Annotated in this window: 13 protein-coding genes; 1 reads left to right on the forward strand and 12 read right to left on the reverse strand. The window is 35.4% G+C overall.

Features of this window, described 5'->3' with window-relative positions:
* Positions 1 to 327: 327 nt before the first annotated feature.
* The 5 genes from AC106K_RS16790 to AC106K_RS16810 all read right to left on the reverse strand — a co-directional run bounded on the left by AC106K_RS16790 (position 328) and on the right by AC106K_RS16810 (position 5,837).
* On the reverse strand, positions 328 to 882 hold the full coding sequence (locus AC106K_RS16790) for a YdcF family protein (RefSeq protein ID WP_482446619.1): 555 nt from the start codon (positions 880 to 882) through the stop codon (positions 328 to 330).
* Positions 883 to 970: 88 nt separating this feature from the next.
* Complete coding sequence (locus tag AC106K_RS16795) at positions 971 to 1,837, reverse strand: lytic transglycosylase domain-containing protein (protein ID WP_482446620.1); 867 nt, start codon at positions 1,835 to 1,837, stop codon at positions 971 to 973.
* Positions 1,838 to 1,911: 74 nt separating this feature from the next.
* Positions 1,912 to 4,407 (reverse strand): ATP-dependent Clp protease ATP-binding subunit, encoded by a 2,496-nt coding sequence (locus AC106K_RS16800; protein WP_482446621.1) that lies wholly within the window; start codon positions 4,405 to 4,407, stop codon positions 1,912 to 1,914.
* 240 nt (positions 4,408 to 4,647) lie between these two features.
* Positions 4,648 to 5,319 carry a hypothetical protein gene (locus AC106K_RS16805; RefSeq protein WP_482446622.1) on the reverse strand — a complete coding sequence of 224 codons (672 nt, stop codon included), beginning with the start codon at positions 5,317 to 5,319 and terminating at the stop codon, positions 4,648 to 4,650.
* Positions 5,320 to 5,525: 206 nt separating this feature from the next.
* Complete coding sequence (locus tag AC106K_RS16810) at positions 5,526 to 5,837, reverse strand: hypothetical protein (protein WP_482446623.1); 312 nt, start codon at positions 5,835 to 5,837, stop codon at positions 5,526 to 5,528.
* Between the two features lie 287 nt (positions 5,838 to 6,124).
* Between AC106K_RS16810 and AC106K_RS16815 the strand changes: the two genes are divergently transcribed.
* On the forward strand, positions 6,125 to 6,268 hold the full coding sequence (locus AC106K_RS16815) for a hypothetical protein (protein WP_482446624.1): 144 nt from the start codon (positions 6,125 to 6,127) through the stop codon (positions 6,266 to 6,268).
* Positions 6,269 to 6,540: 272 nt separating this feature from the next.
* Here the strand turns inward: AC106K_RS16815 and AC106K_RS16820 are convergent, their stop codons facing one another.
* The 7 genes from AC106K_RS16820 to AC106K_RS16850 all read right to left on the reverse strand — a co-directional run bounded on the left by AC106K_RS16820 (position 6,541) and on the right by AC106K_RS16850 (position 16,553).
* Complete coding sequence (locus AC106K_RS16820) at positions 6,541 to 7,749, reverse strand: hypothetical protein (protein ID WP_482446625.1); 1,209 nt, start codon at positions 7,747 to 7,749, stop codon at positions 6,541 to 6,543.
* 4 nt (positions 7,750 to 7,753) lie between these two features.
* Complete coding sequence (locus AC106K_RS16825; protein WP_482446626.1) at positions 7,754 to 9,595, reverse strand: hypothetical protein; 1,842 nt, start codon at positions 9,593 to 9,595, stop codon at positions 7,754 to 7,756.
* Between the two features lie 9 nt (positions 9,596 to 9,604).
* Positions 9,605 to 11,533 carry a type VI secretion system Vgr family protein gene (locus AC106K_RS16830; RefSeq protein ID WP_482446627.1) on the reverse strand — a complete coding sequence of 643 codons (1,929 nt, stop codon included), beginning with the start codon at positions 11,531 to 11,533 and terminating at the stop codon, positions 9,605 to 9,607.
* Positions 11,534 to 11,700: 167 nt separating this feature from the next.
* Complete coding sequence (tssD, locus tag AC106K_RS16835; protein ID WP_047098544.1) at positions 11,701 to 12,114, reverse strand: type VI secretion system tube protein TssD; 414 nt, start codon at positions 12,112 to 12,114, stop codon at positions 11,701 to 11,703.
* 495 nt (positions 12,115 to 12,609) lie between these two features.
* Positions 12,610 to 15,015, reverse strand: a complete 2,406-nt coding sequence (tssR, locus tag AC106K_RS16840; protein ID WP_482446628.1) for a type VI secretion system protein TssR domain-containing protein — start codon at positions 15,013 to 15,015, stop codon at positions 12,610 to 12,612.
* 47 nt (positions 15,016 to 15,062) lie between these two features.
* Complete coding sequence (locus AC106K_RS16845) at positions 15,063 to 15,974, reverse strand: PKD domain-containing protein (RefSeq protein WP_047098542.1); 912 nt, start codon at positions 15,972 to 15,974, stop codon at positions 15,063 to 15,065.
* Positions 15,975 to 16,028: 54 nt separating this feature from the next.
* Positions 16,029 to 16,553, reverse strand: coding sequence for a type VI secretion system transmembrane protein TssO (locus tag AC106K_RS16850; protein WP_047098541.1), 525 nt, complete (start codon positions 16,551 to 16,553; stop codon positions 16,029 to 16,031).
* Positions 16,554 to 16,560: the final 7 nt, after the last annotated feature.

The raw sequence follows: 16,560 nt of genomic DNA on the forward strand, positions 1-16,560 counted from the left end.
ACTTTTCAGTACAAATCTGAGAAATTGTAGTAATTCTACGACTTTTTGTAGTAATTCTACGACTTTTGACTTAACAACAATCCACAAACAATTAATAACCAACAATATAAATACATAAACAAACCTTATTTAAAAATCATATTTTACACATAAAAGAGAAATATTAATATTTTTTAATAAATTTTAGTATGTCTTTAACGGTTCATTTATTCAAACAAACGGATGGAATAATCGAATAAAAAATTTAATATTCAGATATTGATCTTCATGTTCTGAATTTTTAAGTATAAATAAAGTCAGAAACGGAAAGTCAATTCAGGTTGAAATTTACCCACCAAAATAGTAAGCTATAAATTCTCTGAAAACGGAATAAAAATCTCTCATTTCAAAATATCGAGGGCTTGAGCTTTCAACAGAGTAAAACTGATGTTCTTTGAATAGTTTTTTAATTCTCGTCTGGTGATAGTACTGAGAAACGGAAATCACTTTTTTAAAATGTAGGCTATCACAAATCCGAATGGTATTTTTAACAGTCATTCCGGTAGTATTGCCATAATTATCTACGAGAATATCTTCCTGAAGAATATGGTGCTCTTTGAGATAGTCTTTCATCTTCGTTCCTTCCCAATATCCTTCTTTCCCCAGCCCTCCGCTTACCAGAATTTTCTTTACACGTCCCGAAGTATAGAGTTTAATACTTTGATTCAGTCTTGCTGCCAGCCTATCTGATACTGTTCCGTCTTCATTGATCTTATTTCCCAAAACCACAGCTATATCAGCCTTTCCTCCTTTGTCATTCATCCCGTCAGCCATCATGTAGGTACAATGAATAAAGAACCAGAGAAGTGGTATCAAGACAATATATTTCAGTTTATTTTTCATTTATTTGAATTGACCTGTGAGGGGAAAAAATTAAAATCTCCTTTTAAATAAAAGAAGATTTCAATTGTACAGTGGGGCTGATGTTGTTTTATTGTTGAACGGACGCTCCTTCTTTTATGGAACGCATCAGTATTTTGTTTTTTCTTAACAGGAAATCCGGCATCAGATCGGTAGGAAGATAAAAAGTACTTTCTCCTTTCTTCTGCAGTTCGTCTTCTATTCCCGGATTCCATGCAAGAATCTGGTCCACATCGATGTTCAGTTCGGCGGCCACAACTTTCAGACTGAATCCGGCGTTGATGTCTGTTTCAGAAAGGGTTTCATTCGATACTTTTCTGTTTCCGCCTTCAAAGAAAACTTTATTGAGTCTTGAAGAATTGTAATTACTCAATACGCTTTGAAGTTCTCCTGTAGCATAGCATGCATTCAGGTATTTCTTAACGTGATTGATGGTTTCTCCGGGAAGATATTTATAAAACTCATGGTATTGAGAAGAACCTGCCGCCTGCATTGCTTTGGCGATATTCCCTTCACCACAGTTATAAGCAGCCACTACCGTTACCCAGTTATTGTATTTCTTATAAAGATTACTTAAAGAAATAGCAGCCGTCTTGGTACTTTTATAAATATCCGTACGTCCCTGTTCCGTAAGCCCGTATTGGTTGGCATGTGAGGTCATAAACTGCCAGATTCCTACCGCTCCGGCTCCTGAGGTAATATTTTTGTCAAAATGGGATTCTATAAGCGCAAGATTCCTCAGATGCTTGGGCAGCCCCTTCTGAAGAAGCAGCTGCTCAATAAATTCCACAAGATCTTTGTTGTTATTAATGATCCCTTTATACTTTTTCACACTGCTTTCTGAGATATCTGAAGCAGTAAGAAACTGTCCGTTTACCATGATAACAGTTCCCAACAGCATTATCCCTGTAAAGATATTCCTGACAATCGTTTTCATCTTAAATGTATTAATAGTAAAAAAGTAAAAAGGCTAAAGTGCAAATTTGCGGATCAGCCTTATTACCCTATAATTTAATCTACTTTCCAGCTTAGTTTTTCTTCTTCTTTATTCCAGTCTACATGAATGGTCTGGCCGGATTTTACTTCTTCTCTCACAATCATTTTAGAGATTGGTCTGGCAAGCTGTGCACGGATTACTCCTGAGATCTGTCTCGCTCCATATTTGCTGCTGAATCCTCCCAATGCAAGGTTTCTTACGGCATCATCACTGATCTTCATGGCAATTCCTAATCTCGTCAGCGAAGTATGAAGTGATTTCAGCTGGATATTGAAAATTCTTTCTGCAATAGATTCGGTGATCGGTGCAAAAGGAATGATCTCTGTAATCCTTGCCAGGAATTCCGGTCTGAATCTGCCTGAATTTGACATAATCTGCATCAGGGATGATGACTCCGGAATTTTTCCTTCTTCAAACTGTTTTACAATTTCTTCACTTCCGATATTGGAGGTAAACAGGATCAGTGCATTACTGAAATCTCCTTCTTTTCCTAGTTTGTCGTGTACTTTTCCTTCGTCCATGATCTGAAGAAATACATCAAAAACGGAATGGTGGGCTTTTTCAATTTCGTCAAATAAAACAACGGTATAAGGCTGCTGTCTGATTTTGTTCACCAGCATCCCTCCTTCTTCGTATCCTACGTATCCCGGAGGCGCTCCGTATAATAATGCGGCTGAATGCTCTTCTTTAAATTCTGACATATCAAAGCGTACCATTGCCTTTTCATCATTGAAAAGCAATTCTGCCATTGATTTTGCCAGCTCTGTTTTACCTGTTCCTGTAGGCCCTAAAAGGAAGAATGATCCGATAGGCTGTCCAGGTTTATTCAATCCGCTTCGGTTTTCAACAATAGCATCGGAAAGGATTTTTAAAGCATGATCCTGCCCTACTACCCTGTTTAAAAGAAGGGATTCCATATTCAGGAGTTTTTCTTTTTCCTGAGCCTGAATTTTCCCGATCGGGATATTGGTTTTGGCAGCCATCACAGCAGCCAGTTCCAGTCGGTCTACTTTTTCTCTTTTCTTTGCAGCATGCTGCAAAAGTTCGGCATAAGTATCTTCAATAATCTTCTGAATCTGATCAACAGGCATCGAATTGTCTAATGCCGGCTGCTCGCTCAGAGATCCCCAAAGTATAGGGCTTATTTTGTCTCTTAATAAGTTGTAAGTCCAGATCAGTTCGTCTGCTTTGTCTTTGTTGTCTGCATATTCTTCTTTTAAAATAGCATCGTAGCTTTCTTTCCAGCTATCCAGCTCTTTTTCTGAAAGTTCATCAAGCATTTTGATCGCAGCCATTGTTCGGTCTAATAAATCGATCGCTGCATCCGGTAATTTTTTACCTTTCGCATATCTTTTTGCCAGACGTACACATTCCGGAAGGGCTGTTTTCTCCACTTCAATCCCGTGGTGTTTTTTGTAGCCTTCAAGAAGTACATCGATCATTTTCACACAGGTCTTTTCATCCGGTTCATTAACGGTTAAAACTTCAAAACGACGGTTGAAAGCCTGTTCCGGCTCTATAATTTTTCTGTATTCCTCCTGGGTAGTTGCCCCGATTACGGTAATTTCACCTCTGGCTAGTTCCGGTTTCAGAAGGTTAGCAACGTTTCCAATACTTCCTTTCGGATCCAGAAGGGTATGAATTTCATCAATGAAAAGGATTGCTTTTTCAATCTTTTTACATTCATTGATTACTTTTTTCAAGCGGTCTTCAATTTCTCCTTTATAGGAAGTCCCGGCTAATAATGCTCCGGTATCCAGTTCAAGCAAAGTTCCGTTTTTAAGCATTTCCGGAACGTTTCCTTTTGTAATTTCAATGGCAAAACCTTCTACTAAAGCTGTTTTTCCTACTCCCGGTTCTCCGATGATAATTACATTAGGTTTACTTCTTCGGCAAAGAATCTCAACGAGCATTCTCAGCTCTTTGTCTCTACCGATGATGTTTTCCAGATCTCCTTTTCTTGCCTGCGCTGTGCGGTCTACACAATAGCTTTTAATGGAAGGAAATGATGAATCTGTATAATCTGCACCGTTTGAAAAAAGAGATGAAAAATCGCCATCTTCTGAAACGGTGAACGGGGTATCTTTTCTATATAAGTTGAAAATGTCATGTTCTCTCAGCGGAAGAGATTTCAGCTGCTGAAGTGAAAATACGACCTGTGGTTTTACAATGGCAGTAAGGATACAGATTGGGGTGATCTCGTCTAATCCTAATTTTAAACGAATATCATCCGCCTCTTCTATCAGGGTATCTACTGCATCATCCTGCCCTACTTCATCAGGAAGGTGTGCTGTTTTGGGATATTCTTCAATACGGACGTCTGCCCATTCATAGAAATACCCGGGATCTTTATCTATACTTTTCAGGAATTCATTAAGTCCTATATCTTTATGCATTAAAGCCTGCAGAATATGCGGACCGCCATAAGTTCCATTATAATTTTCCTTCGCTATCGACTGAGCAATATGAAATAGTTGCTTTACTGTTTCGTTGGTTACTAGTACTCCCATTTATAATTTTTCTTATATTAATATATTTGCGTTCTGTTTTTGATCTTATCTCCGGGGCATTTGGTCCTGACCCGGATTTTTTTAGTGTCTTTAAAATTAAATATTTTATTCTAAATGAGATAAAGATAATTAATTCTTCTATGAGAGAAGTAACAATCGGCTTTTTTGTTCTTTAAAGTGATATTGATCTCCCTCAGGATTTCCCGATTTTCTGCTCCATATTCTTTTTTTATGTGAATCTTAAATATTCAAAAAGTACATCAGAGCCAAACTGATCCACTGAAGGCCTATGTAAATATAGAACAGCATTGCCGAAGGCTCTGCCAATTCATGTAATTTTTCGATCAGAGTGGTTTTAATAATGTCATAAAAATTCACATTCTCATCGCCCAGATTCAGTTCATCAAATTTTATTTTGTTTAAAGCATAACTCAGAATACGTTTGAGAATTTTATTTTCTGAACTGTTTCTGAATTCATTCAGAAGTTTCACTTTGGCCAGGGCATAGTCTGCACTGGTACGAACGACTGTGGGCTGATTGGTTTTGAATTTATCCAGAACTTTATCAATAAAAGGAACCAGAATTGTTTTCGCATGATCTTTGAGCAGCCTGCTGATGATTCTTGCCATAGCGTATTTGGTGGCGAAAATGGCAATTACAAACGGCGCTATGATGATCAATAAATAGAAAAGTCCTGCTGATACAGGTTTAGCCATAACTGTAGCTACTATAAACGCCAAACCACCGCTATGTCCCAGTGATGCCCCTAAACTGTCTGCCAGAATATAAATTCCCAGCACAAGGGTAGCAATGGTGGAGACAATTCCTATAGCATAAATTTTAAACAGGCTGAAAATGAATACAGCGGATAGCTTCGAGAAATATTTCAGGTGATCGGTGATTCTGTTCATTACGGTTATTGAAGTTTAATCAGGTTATGTTTTTTTAATATTTTTTTCAAGATAAGAAAAATAAAAGAAAGTCTGTTTTAAAAGTAAAAAGGTGATCATTATAATACTCTCAACAATGCTTGTAAAAAAGATTTTATTTATTCCACAGCCATCTTATCTGATAAAAGGGTATAAAATTGATACAAAATAAAAAAACAAAACTATTTTTATATAATCAAGTTAGAATCCTTTCTCATAATATCCCACTGGAACTTCCATAAAGAGATTTTATTTGTGATTAAATTTACATTATTAGAAGGATCTTTATCATTCATATTCTTACAATTCAGCGTCATGGTTTCCGGTGATGTAATATTGATATTGCTTCCTGTTGTATCCAAATGAATTTCACTAACGCTTTTATCCGTCATAATGATGCTTTCATCTTCTGTAAAGACGACTCTATGGCCGCTTCTGGTCTGGATAGACTTCACACAGTTGTCCATTCCACCTCCTAAGCCTACTCCATCGTGGCACATTCGCTCATGACGAAAGGTCGGTCGGGGTGGCTATGGACGATATTCACCATCATCTGATGCCCTACTTCCGGAATCATTAAATACTTGATTCTGGGTAATCGGCCAATTTGAATTTATTTAGAAAAAGCCACAATAAAATAGCACTGATTATTGTATATAAGTACGATGATGAAATGACACCCATTATTTCGCTTTCAAAAGAAAAAGAGCTCCATGCTGAAACTCTGTCAACGAAAATATTATAGTTATTGACAAGAACAGCTATCAAAAAAATAATCGCGACTACAATGGAAGTAAATAACTTTCTTTTTATCAGCTTTTTAAACAAAAAAAATAGTAGTATAAGTATTGTTGAAGAAAAAAAAGAAAAAATTGAAACATCTCTTAAATATGAACAATCTAGACATGATGCAGATACATCATTTGAATAATCTTTCATTGAAAAATATGTTGTAAGAAAAAACAAAACATAAACAACAATAAAAAACATTATATTTTTAATTTTAATATATCTCATTATTTTTATTTATCTTTTCGTTGCTTTTTTATCTTTTTCAAATACAAACATTCCACCTTACAATAATCCTGCAGGAGAATGATTGACTAACTGAATGAGCAATATGCTTTAAAGTTGTTCAATTGGATTATAACGATCAGATTAAGTATTGATTAATTCAAATTAATCAAGATATTCCAGTTCTTTTTAATAAAAATAATTCACTGTTTCTACAGGTTTCTTGTTTTTATTATAAACTTCTTTTTGGATTATTCTTCCCATATTGTCTAGCTTGTATTTAATAATTTCAGAATCTAAAAGTTCTTTATTTCCTTCTATCTTGCCATTATTCATTTTGTTTGAAAAACTGAATTTATTAATTGTTACTTCTATCTGGTCAGATTGATAAGTGTATTTTTTCTCAATTACAGAAAAAGGTATTTCAGATTTACTTCTAAACTGTTGCCAGCTTAATTTCTTTTGTTCTTCAATAGTTATAGGCTTCCATTTTTTATCGATAAGAACTGAAGAGTTTACAATATCATATTCAAATTGCATTTCTTCAATGATCTTGTCATTATTATATATATAATTTTTTTTGATAAAATGATTAATTATTTTTTGTGAATCATTTTTGTCAGGCATTCCTGAATATTCTATAATCTCAATAAGTCTTCCAGAAGAATCATACTTATATTCTGTAATTAAATTCTGATCACCACTAAACTTTTTGTCTAGATTGTTTTTAGAATTATAAGTATAATGAAGAATATATTTTTTATCTTTTTTATTCCCTTCTTCCCTTATAACCTGATTGTCTTTATCATAAAAGTATTTTATACTTTTTTCAGCTGTTTCAGACTCTAACAAATTAGCACCCTCATCGTATTTATATTCAGCAATTATCTTTCCTCCATCATCAACCTTTAAAAGCTCTGCAAATCTATTATAATGATAAACTACATTGCTCATTTTTAACTCTCCTGACTGATCCGGAATGTTCATTTTTGAAGTACCGATCAACCCTAATTCATTTACTGTATTTTCAGTAGAAAAAATACCTGAAGAAGTTTCTGAATCTCCAGTTGAAAATTTATAATTCTGTTGTACTTTTTTAGGGAGGAAATATAAAAATTCATTTACTTTGAGTAAATAATTTACATAATTTAAATCTGGTTTATATACTGTATACATGGATCTTTTTAAATCTATATATAAAAGTTTTTCACCTAAAGGATTATATATTATAACCTGATCATTTATTTTCTCAAAAGCTGTTTTGTGATTGGGAAACTGGTCTTTCATTTTTAGTTGATTAGCAGTAGTATTAGTTTCTTTACTATATTTAGATTGACAGGAAATCATGGCTGATCCTGTCAAAAATAGTAAGCAAGATATTTGAAAATAAGCTCTCATAGTTTTATTTTTTTACTAATTCTATCAAGTTAGGATCCTTTCTCATAATATCCCACTGGAACTTCCATAAAGAGATTTTATTTGTGATTAAATTTACATCATTAGAAGGATCTTTATCATTATTCTTAAAATTATAATCATAATCCATAATATTATCTGTTGTTCCTTGTTCTAATGTAATACCTTCAGTGAACCAACTACCTCCTCTTTTTAAAAAAGTATGAGGAAGATTAAATGTATGACCTGCTTCATGAATAAATGTGGAAGCATCAGCCTGAGGAGTTAGCATCGCACTATCAGCCTTGTATGACACATCTTCTGCTTTTCCTAATAAAATAGTATTGTTTTCACTTTTAATTCCAAAAGGTAATAAAAATATTATAAGCTCTTTTTTATCTTTTGTTTCATTTGATTTAAATGCGTCATTGATTTTATCTCTAATCCTTCCTGAATTGAACTCTTTATCATTATCATTTACTATATAATGACTACTTCGCCCTTTTTTCAACTTAAGATCATGAAAAAAGGAATCTATGTTTTCAACATCAATTTCAAGTTGTTCATAATTAGTACTGTTCTTTTCCTTATATCTTATCAATGGTTGAGACATCATATCAATAAGTGATTGCTTATTGTTACTTATAAAACTTGTATACCGATTGATGGCTTGCATTTGTTCATTATATAAATCAGTAGAAATTTTTTGTCTTTTGACGACCAAAGCTTTTACATCTTGAAGTTCTTTTTCCTGTTTCAGAATAATATCTTCAATTTCTTTCACTCGTGTTGAATTTCCAACGTTCTGTAATGAACTTTGTAAACTTCTTAAATTAGCAATTCCTCTAGTCAAATTCTTTTCTCTTTCTGCTAACTTTCGATTTTCCTGGTAACCAACTGAAGCTCCTGATAAATATACTTTATCTTCAAAATTTTCAATATATATCCAACCTTTAAAAAATACTTTAACATACCTGAAAACTACCTCATATTCCACTGAATTGTTATAAACATTCAATATTCCCAATAGCTCTCCTGCACTTACATATACTGTTTGAGGCCCTGTAGGAGTTTTTCCACTTGCAATTTCGTCTTGTCTTTTCTTTTCCTCTGCTTTTTCTTCTTCACTTTTTTTATGAAATGTTAGAATGATTGAGCTGTGATCTGAAATATAGTCTAAAAAAGAGATTCTTATTGTTTTAGAAAATAATTTAGGATGGCTCTCATTTATATTAAAAAAAGTATCTCCACTATCAATAAAAGCAACTTCAATTTCATCACTTTTACTGCTGATTTTGATATGTCCTTCCACCGGCTCCTCAATATTGAAAAAAACATCCAGTTCATAGCTTTTAGAATTTCCAGAGTCATCTTTTGCAAATGCAGAGAACCATGGAACAAAATAAATTTTGCCATTGAGATTTATTATTGAGCCACCAGAATTTTTACCAGCCTCCATATACCCTAACTCCCTAATCGGGATATATTTTATAATAGAAGTGTATTCTTTCTGTAACTTGTTTCGCCCACTCAATAACGTTTTGTTGTCTTCAAAATCATAAGGTTCATTATATGTAGTTCCGTATTTATTTCCGGCATACCAATCAAATCCAAAATCCGGTTTATTACTATAATCTGATTTTCTTCGAAAAATAGCCACCCCTTTTATAGAGTTCTTTAATTCTTTTTTATTAGCAGGAGGAATATTATATGTAACTCCTTTTTGATCTCCTTTTTGTCTAACAAAATTTGAAGCCAAATTACTTATGAAACTTCCTGCATTATTTTCAATATCCTGACTTGATCTTTCAGAAATTTTTCCACCAGCTATTTCTGTAATATTTCCCATGATAACAATTTAAAAGTTACTACCTTTTTCCCCACTATTGTTTTTCACTTCTTTCTGCGCATTATGGTGAATGGTTCCTTCTGATGAAATCACTTCAATATCCTTACTGGCATTTCTTTTCACATTTGTTGACTCTGAAGAAATATCTCCTTTTGCAACTTTCATAATATTAGCAGCCATTAAAGAATAATCCAATATGGCATTCTGCCAGATATTTGCACCTGCAGTTTCTGTAATATTCATTCCCACAGAATTACTCTTATTCATCCCCACTGTTGTAGTCATATTCTCCCCCACATTGATATTCATATTCTTACAATTCAGCGTCATGGTTTCCGGTGCTGTAATATTGATATTGCTTCCTGTTGTGTCCAAATGAATTTCATTACCGCTTTTATCGGTGATAATGATGCTTTCATCTTCTGTAAAGACGACTCTATGGCCGCTTCTGGTCTGGATAGACTTCACTCTGTTATCCATTCCTCCGCCGAGGCCAATTCCCCCATGGAACATTCCACCCATTACGAAGGGGCGGTCAGGATGATTATGTACGAAATTGACCATTACCTGATCCCCTACTTCAGGAATAGCCACATACCCACGGTTCTGGGTAATTCTGTCTGTTCCTCCTGCATCAGGGCTCATGACTCTTACAAAGTGCGTTGTATCATTCAGCTGCCAGTCAAATTTCACCTGAACTCTCCCTTGTCCTTCGGGGTCTGCATTAGCAACAACAGTTGCGATCTGAGGCTGGGCTATAGGAACTGTAAATTCTGGTTTGGGTAAAAATCCGGTATCGGCTGCAATCGATTCAAAACTCCCGGTATAATGTCCAATGACATCTATTTCATGAACGGTTTCTGTAATCATCACTTTTGTAAAGTAAGAAGTTTCGTTGCTGTCCGGTTTTCTCATATAAACATCTGCAACGCAACCGGGATGCAGGAACGGAACTGTTGTAGAACCGGATATTGAAAATACGCTTACGGCCTCACTTCCTGAAGTACTTCTCTGAGAGTGCTCTACATCCAGATGGGTAGATGCCTTGATAGGTGCTACCTGAAGTGCCGGGGTTTTATATATTTTATCATTATGGCCATATGCTGTCTTAGCAAGATCCCCTAAATGCTTTACCGGGGTTTCTCCTGAAGTCAGTTTTTCGTTTTTACTGCTGTTATAGCCATAATACTGTGGTTTTGTATGAACAGCTTTCAATTCTACTTTGATATCATTGGCATTACTTCCATACACCAATTTGATAGGTTTATTCTGAGGCGGGAGCTTTCCGAAGTGTAATACTTCACCGTCATAATAAAACTGTTCACCATAAGCTTCTGCCATCCTTGCAAGGTAATTGTAATGTGTTTCATTATATTGGCAGCTGTAGATGATCTGAGAATAGTCATTTGTATCGACTCTTATATCAAAACGTTCTTTATCAATTCCCTGCTTGATCACTTCTTCTGCTATAATCCCCATATTGACAGGCTGTACACCACCAAAACTCTGTATATGTGGAGCGCCATCCAGCAATATGGTGGGGCTGTATCCGGAAAGTACAATATTTCCCAGACTCATTTTCTCCTGGTTAAAGCCCACTTTGGTAATGATTCCTACAAAATTTCTTTCAGGGCTGTTTTCAATATCTTTATAGGCAATAACTGCTGTGAGCCGTTTTCCAAGAAATTTATTAGCTTCTTCAAGCGTATGACTTTGCTTGTCTCCCAATGCATCGTGAGCCAGGGTAAGACTGAATTCATGATGATGATTTGTTTTTTGCTTAAGCGTAAAATGCTTATAGTATTTAATAATTTTTCCTTCTACAACCAATGACAGTTTTACCAGCCGATTGATTCCTTTATGGTGATTTTCAGATATACCATCGGCGTTCTGTGAAGGCCGGAAAGACGGACCTTTTGTTTGTAATTCGGTTTTCATATGCTTTGTGTTTGGGTGAGTACTAAAGATAATAATATTTTACGAAACTGCCATCGGATAAGTTTCAGTATAAAAACTTTCTCTAAGGCAAAAAAAGACTGCCTTTAGTGAGGACAGTCTTCTTTTATGAATGTTGATAATGTGTATTAATTTTAAGTCGCTTAGGTTTATTTACCTACTGAAGGCCATAAACCATCGAAACGAGAAGTTCCGTAGTCAATTCCTTCTGCACTGATGACGAAGCTGATCAGCATACTGTTGCTGTCGATAGCGTCGAAATCTACTTCGTGCTGGATTACATATCCGTTTTCCCATTTCAAAGTGATCAATGTTCCTTCTTCGTGAGATTTGTTGAAAACGATTTCTCCTACTGTCGGCTTATATTTTCCGTTCAGTAAGCTTTCAAGAATGTCTGATTTTTCAGTAGCTTCTACTGTAACTTTGATAAGTGCGTTGGAAGGATCTGATGCTACACGTCCAGATACATCTGTAGATCTTGATACGCTGTAGTTCATTTTTAGTAATTTCTGTCCTTCTCCGTTGTTGAATTTTAAGATTCCTCTTGAGTTTCTTTCCGCCATGATGTGTAAATTTTAATCGTTAATAATATTTTGTGATTCGGTGATTGGTGTAGCAAATATAGAGGGTCTTTTTTTCTAAAAAAAACTTTTCGGCATAAATCTGAAAATTTGTAGTAGTTCTACGATTTCTTGTCGTAATTCTACGACATTAGATTTATAAGCCTACACACAACTACCATGAATACAGTATTTTAAATTATTTCCCAAATTCTAGATAAAACCATTTTTTACACTTAAAAGAGAAATACAGGCGGTTTAAAGTGTAAAATTCACCCTTAAAACTTAATGATTACCCTCAATAAATTTCTTATTTTTCGGCTCAAACCTCTAACCTTTCATCTTCATATTTTGGTATAATGAACTTCAAAAGTTCTCCGGGATGAAATTTTAAAACAAACTTATACCCTATGGCTCTTATCTTTCCAAAATAACTCATTTATTCACAAAAAAAAACAGAAGTTCTCACTCCTGCTTTTGATATTATAAAAACTAAAATTAATGTTTAGTATATTCCGGCTGTTCTGTTGGAATTCTTGTTGGGGTAAAGTATTCGTTAAGCCAGTAGAAGGTTTGCCCGTTCTGCTGGATCTTCACAGCAGGATTGTTTCTGTTGGCAAGCATTCTGTCTGCCAGATCCTTATAATGGTGGAAGTAATTTCTTACCGTTTCACTAGGAACAACTTTTGATTTTTTCCATCCTTTCAGTTTATACTTAGCCATCAGTTCTTCTTCTGAAAGATCGAACCCTGTACTGATTCCTATAGCATAAGACATCGGAAGCTCATAAAGCGCCCCTTTATCCAGGAACCTGATTGTTGGATTGTATTTTTTCAGCAATTTCACATATTCTTTTATGGCTTTTGCCTGGCTGAAATTCGGACGATCAGCTTCAGTATTCTTATACACTTCGGTATAGAATGCTTTCAGATTATCATATTCTGTTTCTGAAATAAGAATTCCTTTTTCAATGGCCGGTGTATATTCTTTCAGGTCTTTTGGAATATATCCTTTCACCAGGAATGGGCTGCTATAGTTGATCAGCTGCGCTGCAATTCCTGCAGAAACAGGGTTTGTAAGCCCCGGATACAGGTATTTATATTTTAAATCAACATCTGTTTTACCCGCTCCTACGGAAGAATGGAAATAATCATTAAGCGATTTATCTATATTCTGATTATCCAGGGTAACCTGTGCAATAAGACTGTCTACAGACTTCTTAAGGAATCCCGGAGTGGCAACATCTCCTTTTTTAGGGAAGATAACAAATCCCTGAGACATACTCTGCTTAGGATATGCCAATGAGAAGAATCCTTCGTCTCCTTCCACAAGGCTGAAGTTATTCTTGGTAAGAACATCATTTTGATTAATGATCTTTTGTTTTTTAAGCTCTGCAATATTTTTTGCAGTATTGGTCACCACATTCTCCGCCATCAATACGAAGTCATTGTAGTTATCTGATGATCTTGCATTGGTCTGGAACATAATCAGCCTTGCCTGCGCCTGTGTAAGGGAGCTTATCACACTGTACATATTTCCGCTCTGGCTGGCAGAAGTCCCCACCGTCACTACAATATTGGTTTCATCAGGAACATTTGAAAGAAGGTTTCCGGCTGCAGAAAGAGCTTCTCCTACCGGCTGGTATCCGTTGTTGCTCGGACAGTTCATTTCATTGGTCTTCTGATTAATGAATGCCGTGATCTTACTATAGTCTGTACTCAGGTTGGAAACTGCAACATTATTTCCACATGAATTGTTTTTATATAAAACAACTCCATACTTTACGGTACTGAAGTAAGAAGGTTTTTCGAATCTCAGCTGCAGATCCTGTAATAATGATTTTACAATAGGAGCATAAGGAGCATTGGCAGCACTTATATCTAATGCAAAAACGATATTGATATTTTTATCTCTCTCCGTAATTTCTTTATAACGGTCAAAATAAATTTCTTCTCCTAAAACGTTGAATACATAGTTTTTACTATAGTCTAAAATATTCGTAAAGTATTTTGTTTTGGTATCCAGAGTAGGAGTTCCTTCTAAGGCAAGGTTTACAGGGAAAATATTCTCCAATGGAGGTCTCTTGTTGACATCCGTAAGAAGAATGGCCGTTTTATTATCAGCATCTGATCCTGATCCACCTGGATATCCTTCATGGATTCCTAAGGTCGTTTCATTGATCCCTGTTGTATTTTTTAGTTTTATAGCAGAACGTTCTCCCCATGCTGAGATCACGTTGGAACTCACCCATCCGTAAAGGCTGGTACCGATGCTGTCTATATCAATAGAAGGTTTTTTCCCTACTAAAAATCTTTTGTTATTTTCAGCCTGTTTGTACACATATACCATCTGCCCGTTAGGGATTTTCACATTGGCTGTTTCAATAAGGCTCGGTGAGTTGAACACCATGATCGAGTCATTTTTGTAGTACCTTTCAGCGCTTTTGATCACTTCACTATTGTTAGGCACTACCGCTACTCTTACAGGATACCCTGTTTTTTCATTTTTTAAGGAGTTGCTCCAAAGAAGCAGATCAGATTCAGGGATCCAGCCATAAGTCTTGATAGACTTTGATGAAACTTTTTTCATTAAAGCATCAGGAACGTATTCTGCAACCTTCACCATTCCGTCTCTGTGTTTTAAAACCATTAAAGGTTCTAAGAATTTCACTTCTTTATATGACTTCTCGTCATCTTTATCCAGATAAGCTGTATTTCTTGAGCGGTCTGAAACAACGATCCATGGCACGGATTTTTTAGGGTATCCGTTGACTACAGGAGAATTATCTACCTGGCCATATTGAGAAGGCTCCGGGGTTTTCTTAGACGGAAGCTTTACCTGGCAACTCGTCAGTAATACTGATAACCCTATATAATATGCTGCTAGAGGAAATTTATTTTTCATCCTATTTTATCTTTTTATGATTGGCGCATCCGGAAGACCGGACGGTATTATTTGCTTTGATTAATATCTACTTTGGTTACACAGTTCTGTGTATCATCGAAATTCACCTTTACAGTCTGAATCACTGTATTTTTGTCAAACTGAAGACCTGCACAATACATATAGAAATTGTTTACCTTACTGTCATTTACTTTTACCACTGTATTTTCATTGTTACACAGATAAGTCTTCAGCAGGTAATTGTAATGCATATTGAAGCTGTTTCCGTTAGCAATCTGCTGCAGGTGATATTTGAAATCATTATCTATTTTGGCATAAGAATCTTCTACAGATACTTCCTCTTCAGCAATAGGATCATATGCACGAATAATTTTGATACGGTGGTAAATAGGATTCTCATTTTCTTCTGTAAGCAAGGTTACCAGATAGTCTCCCGGCTGTTTATAAGAATAGATAGCAAATTTTTCTTTGGAATCTGTACCTCCGGTTTCTCCGAATTTCCATGCAAACTTCTTGGCTTCTGAAACGGCACGGAAAGTTACGTTTTCATTTTGCATAGCCTGCGCCGGCGCTTCAATCGTTGTTTTGATCTGTGCTGTATCTTTTCCTCTCTGGATGCTTCTTGCATTTACCATTACCGGGAAGGATTTCGTATACTTGTTGTCTATGATCAAACTTACCTGGTAATATCCCGGTTTGTTGTAAAAGTGTATTCCTCTGTTTTTATCAGAAGTTGTACCGTCTCCGAAATTCCATCTTTTGGTCTTTGCAAATTGGGTTTTATCTTCAAATAAAAGCGTATCTCCTACCGCCAATGAAGACGGGTAAACTACCCCAACAATATCATCGGCAGAGTGAATCACCTTTTTCTGCAGCCACAGAGCAACCAGTGCTGCAATGAGCAATGTTGCTATAACACCAATAATAATGTTCTTTTTGTTCTTTTGAAAATAATTCATAGTTAATAATTGTGATGTGTTTTATTTATAGTTCCTAGTATTTCCATTCTTTACCTACTGCGTTCTTGATTTGAGATCTTTTTCGCGTTCGTAGATTTTATTCTGCTTGTCTTTATATCCGATTCTGCAATCATCCACCTGCTTCTCAAAGATTTTAATATCTTCTGTGGTGGTTGCAATTACCTTTTTGTCATCAAAATACATTTTGTAAAATTTGGCAATCTGAGGATAAGCGTCTTTTCGGATGTCAATAATCTCATTATTGCTGAAATAACTGTTCAGATCATTGACTCCCAGCTGGATATTATTTTCGGCAAAAGGCTGTGGACCGTCACTCGTAAGTTTGGTGATCATCGTATAAGTACTGTCCATGATAGGTAAAACAACCTTTTGGTGCTTTTCAAATTCAGCTTTCTGTTCCAGATTCTGAATTCCTCTTACATCTTCATCAGAAAAAGGGGATACAAATCCTTTCAGAAAAATAATGCCTAAAAACAGCATAGCAGCCACCAGCATAAGGATCAGGTAAAAAAACTGATAATGCCTTTCTTTTTTAGATAATGTGATTTGTCCTTGCATATCTTTT

The organism is Chryseobacterium sp. FR048 (genome assembly GCF_056844665.1).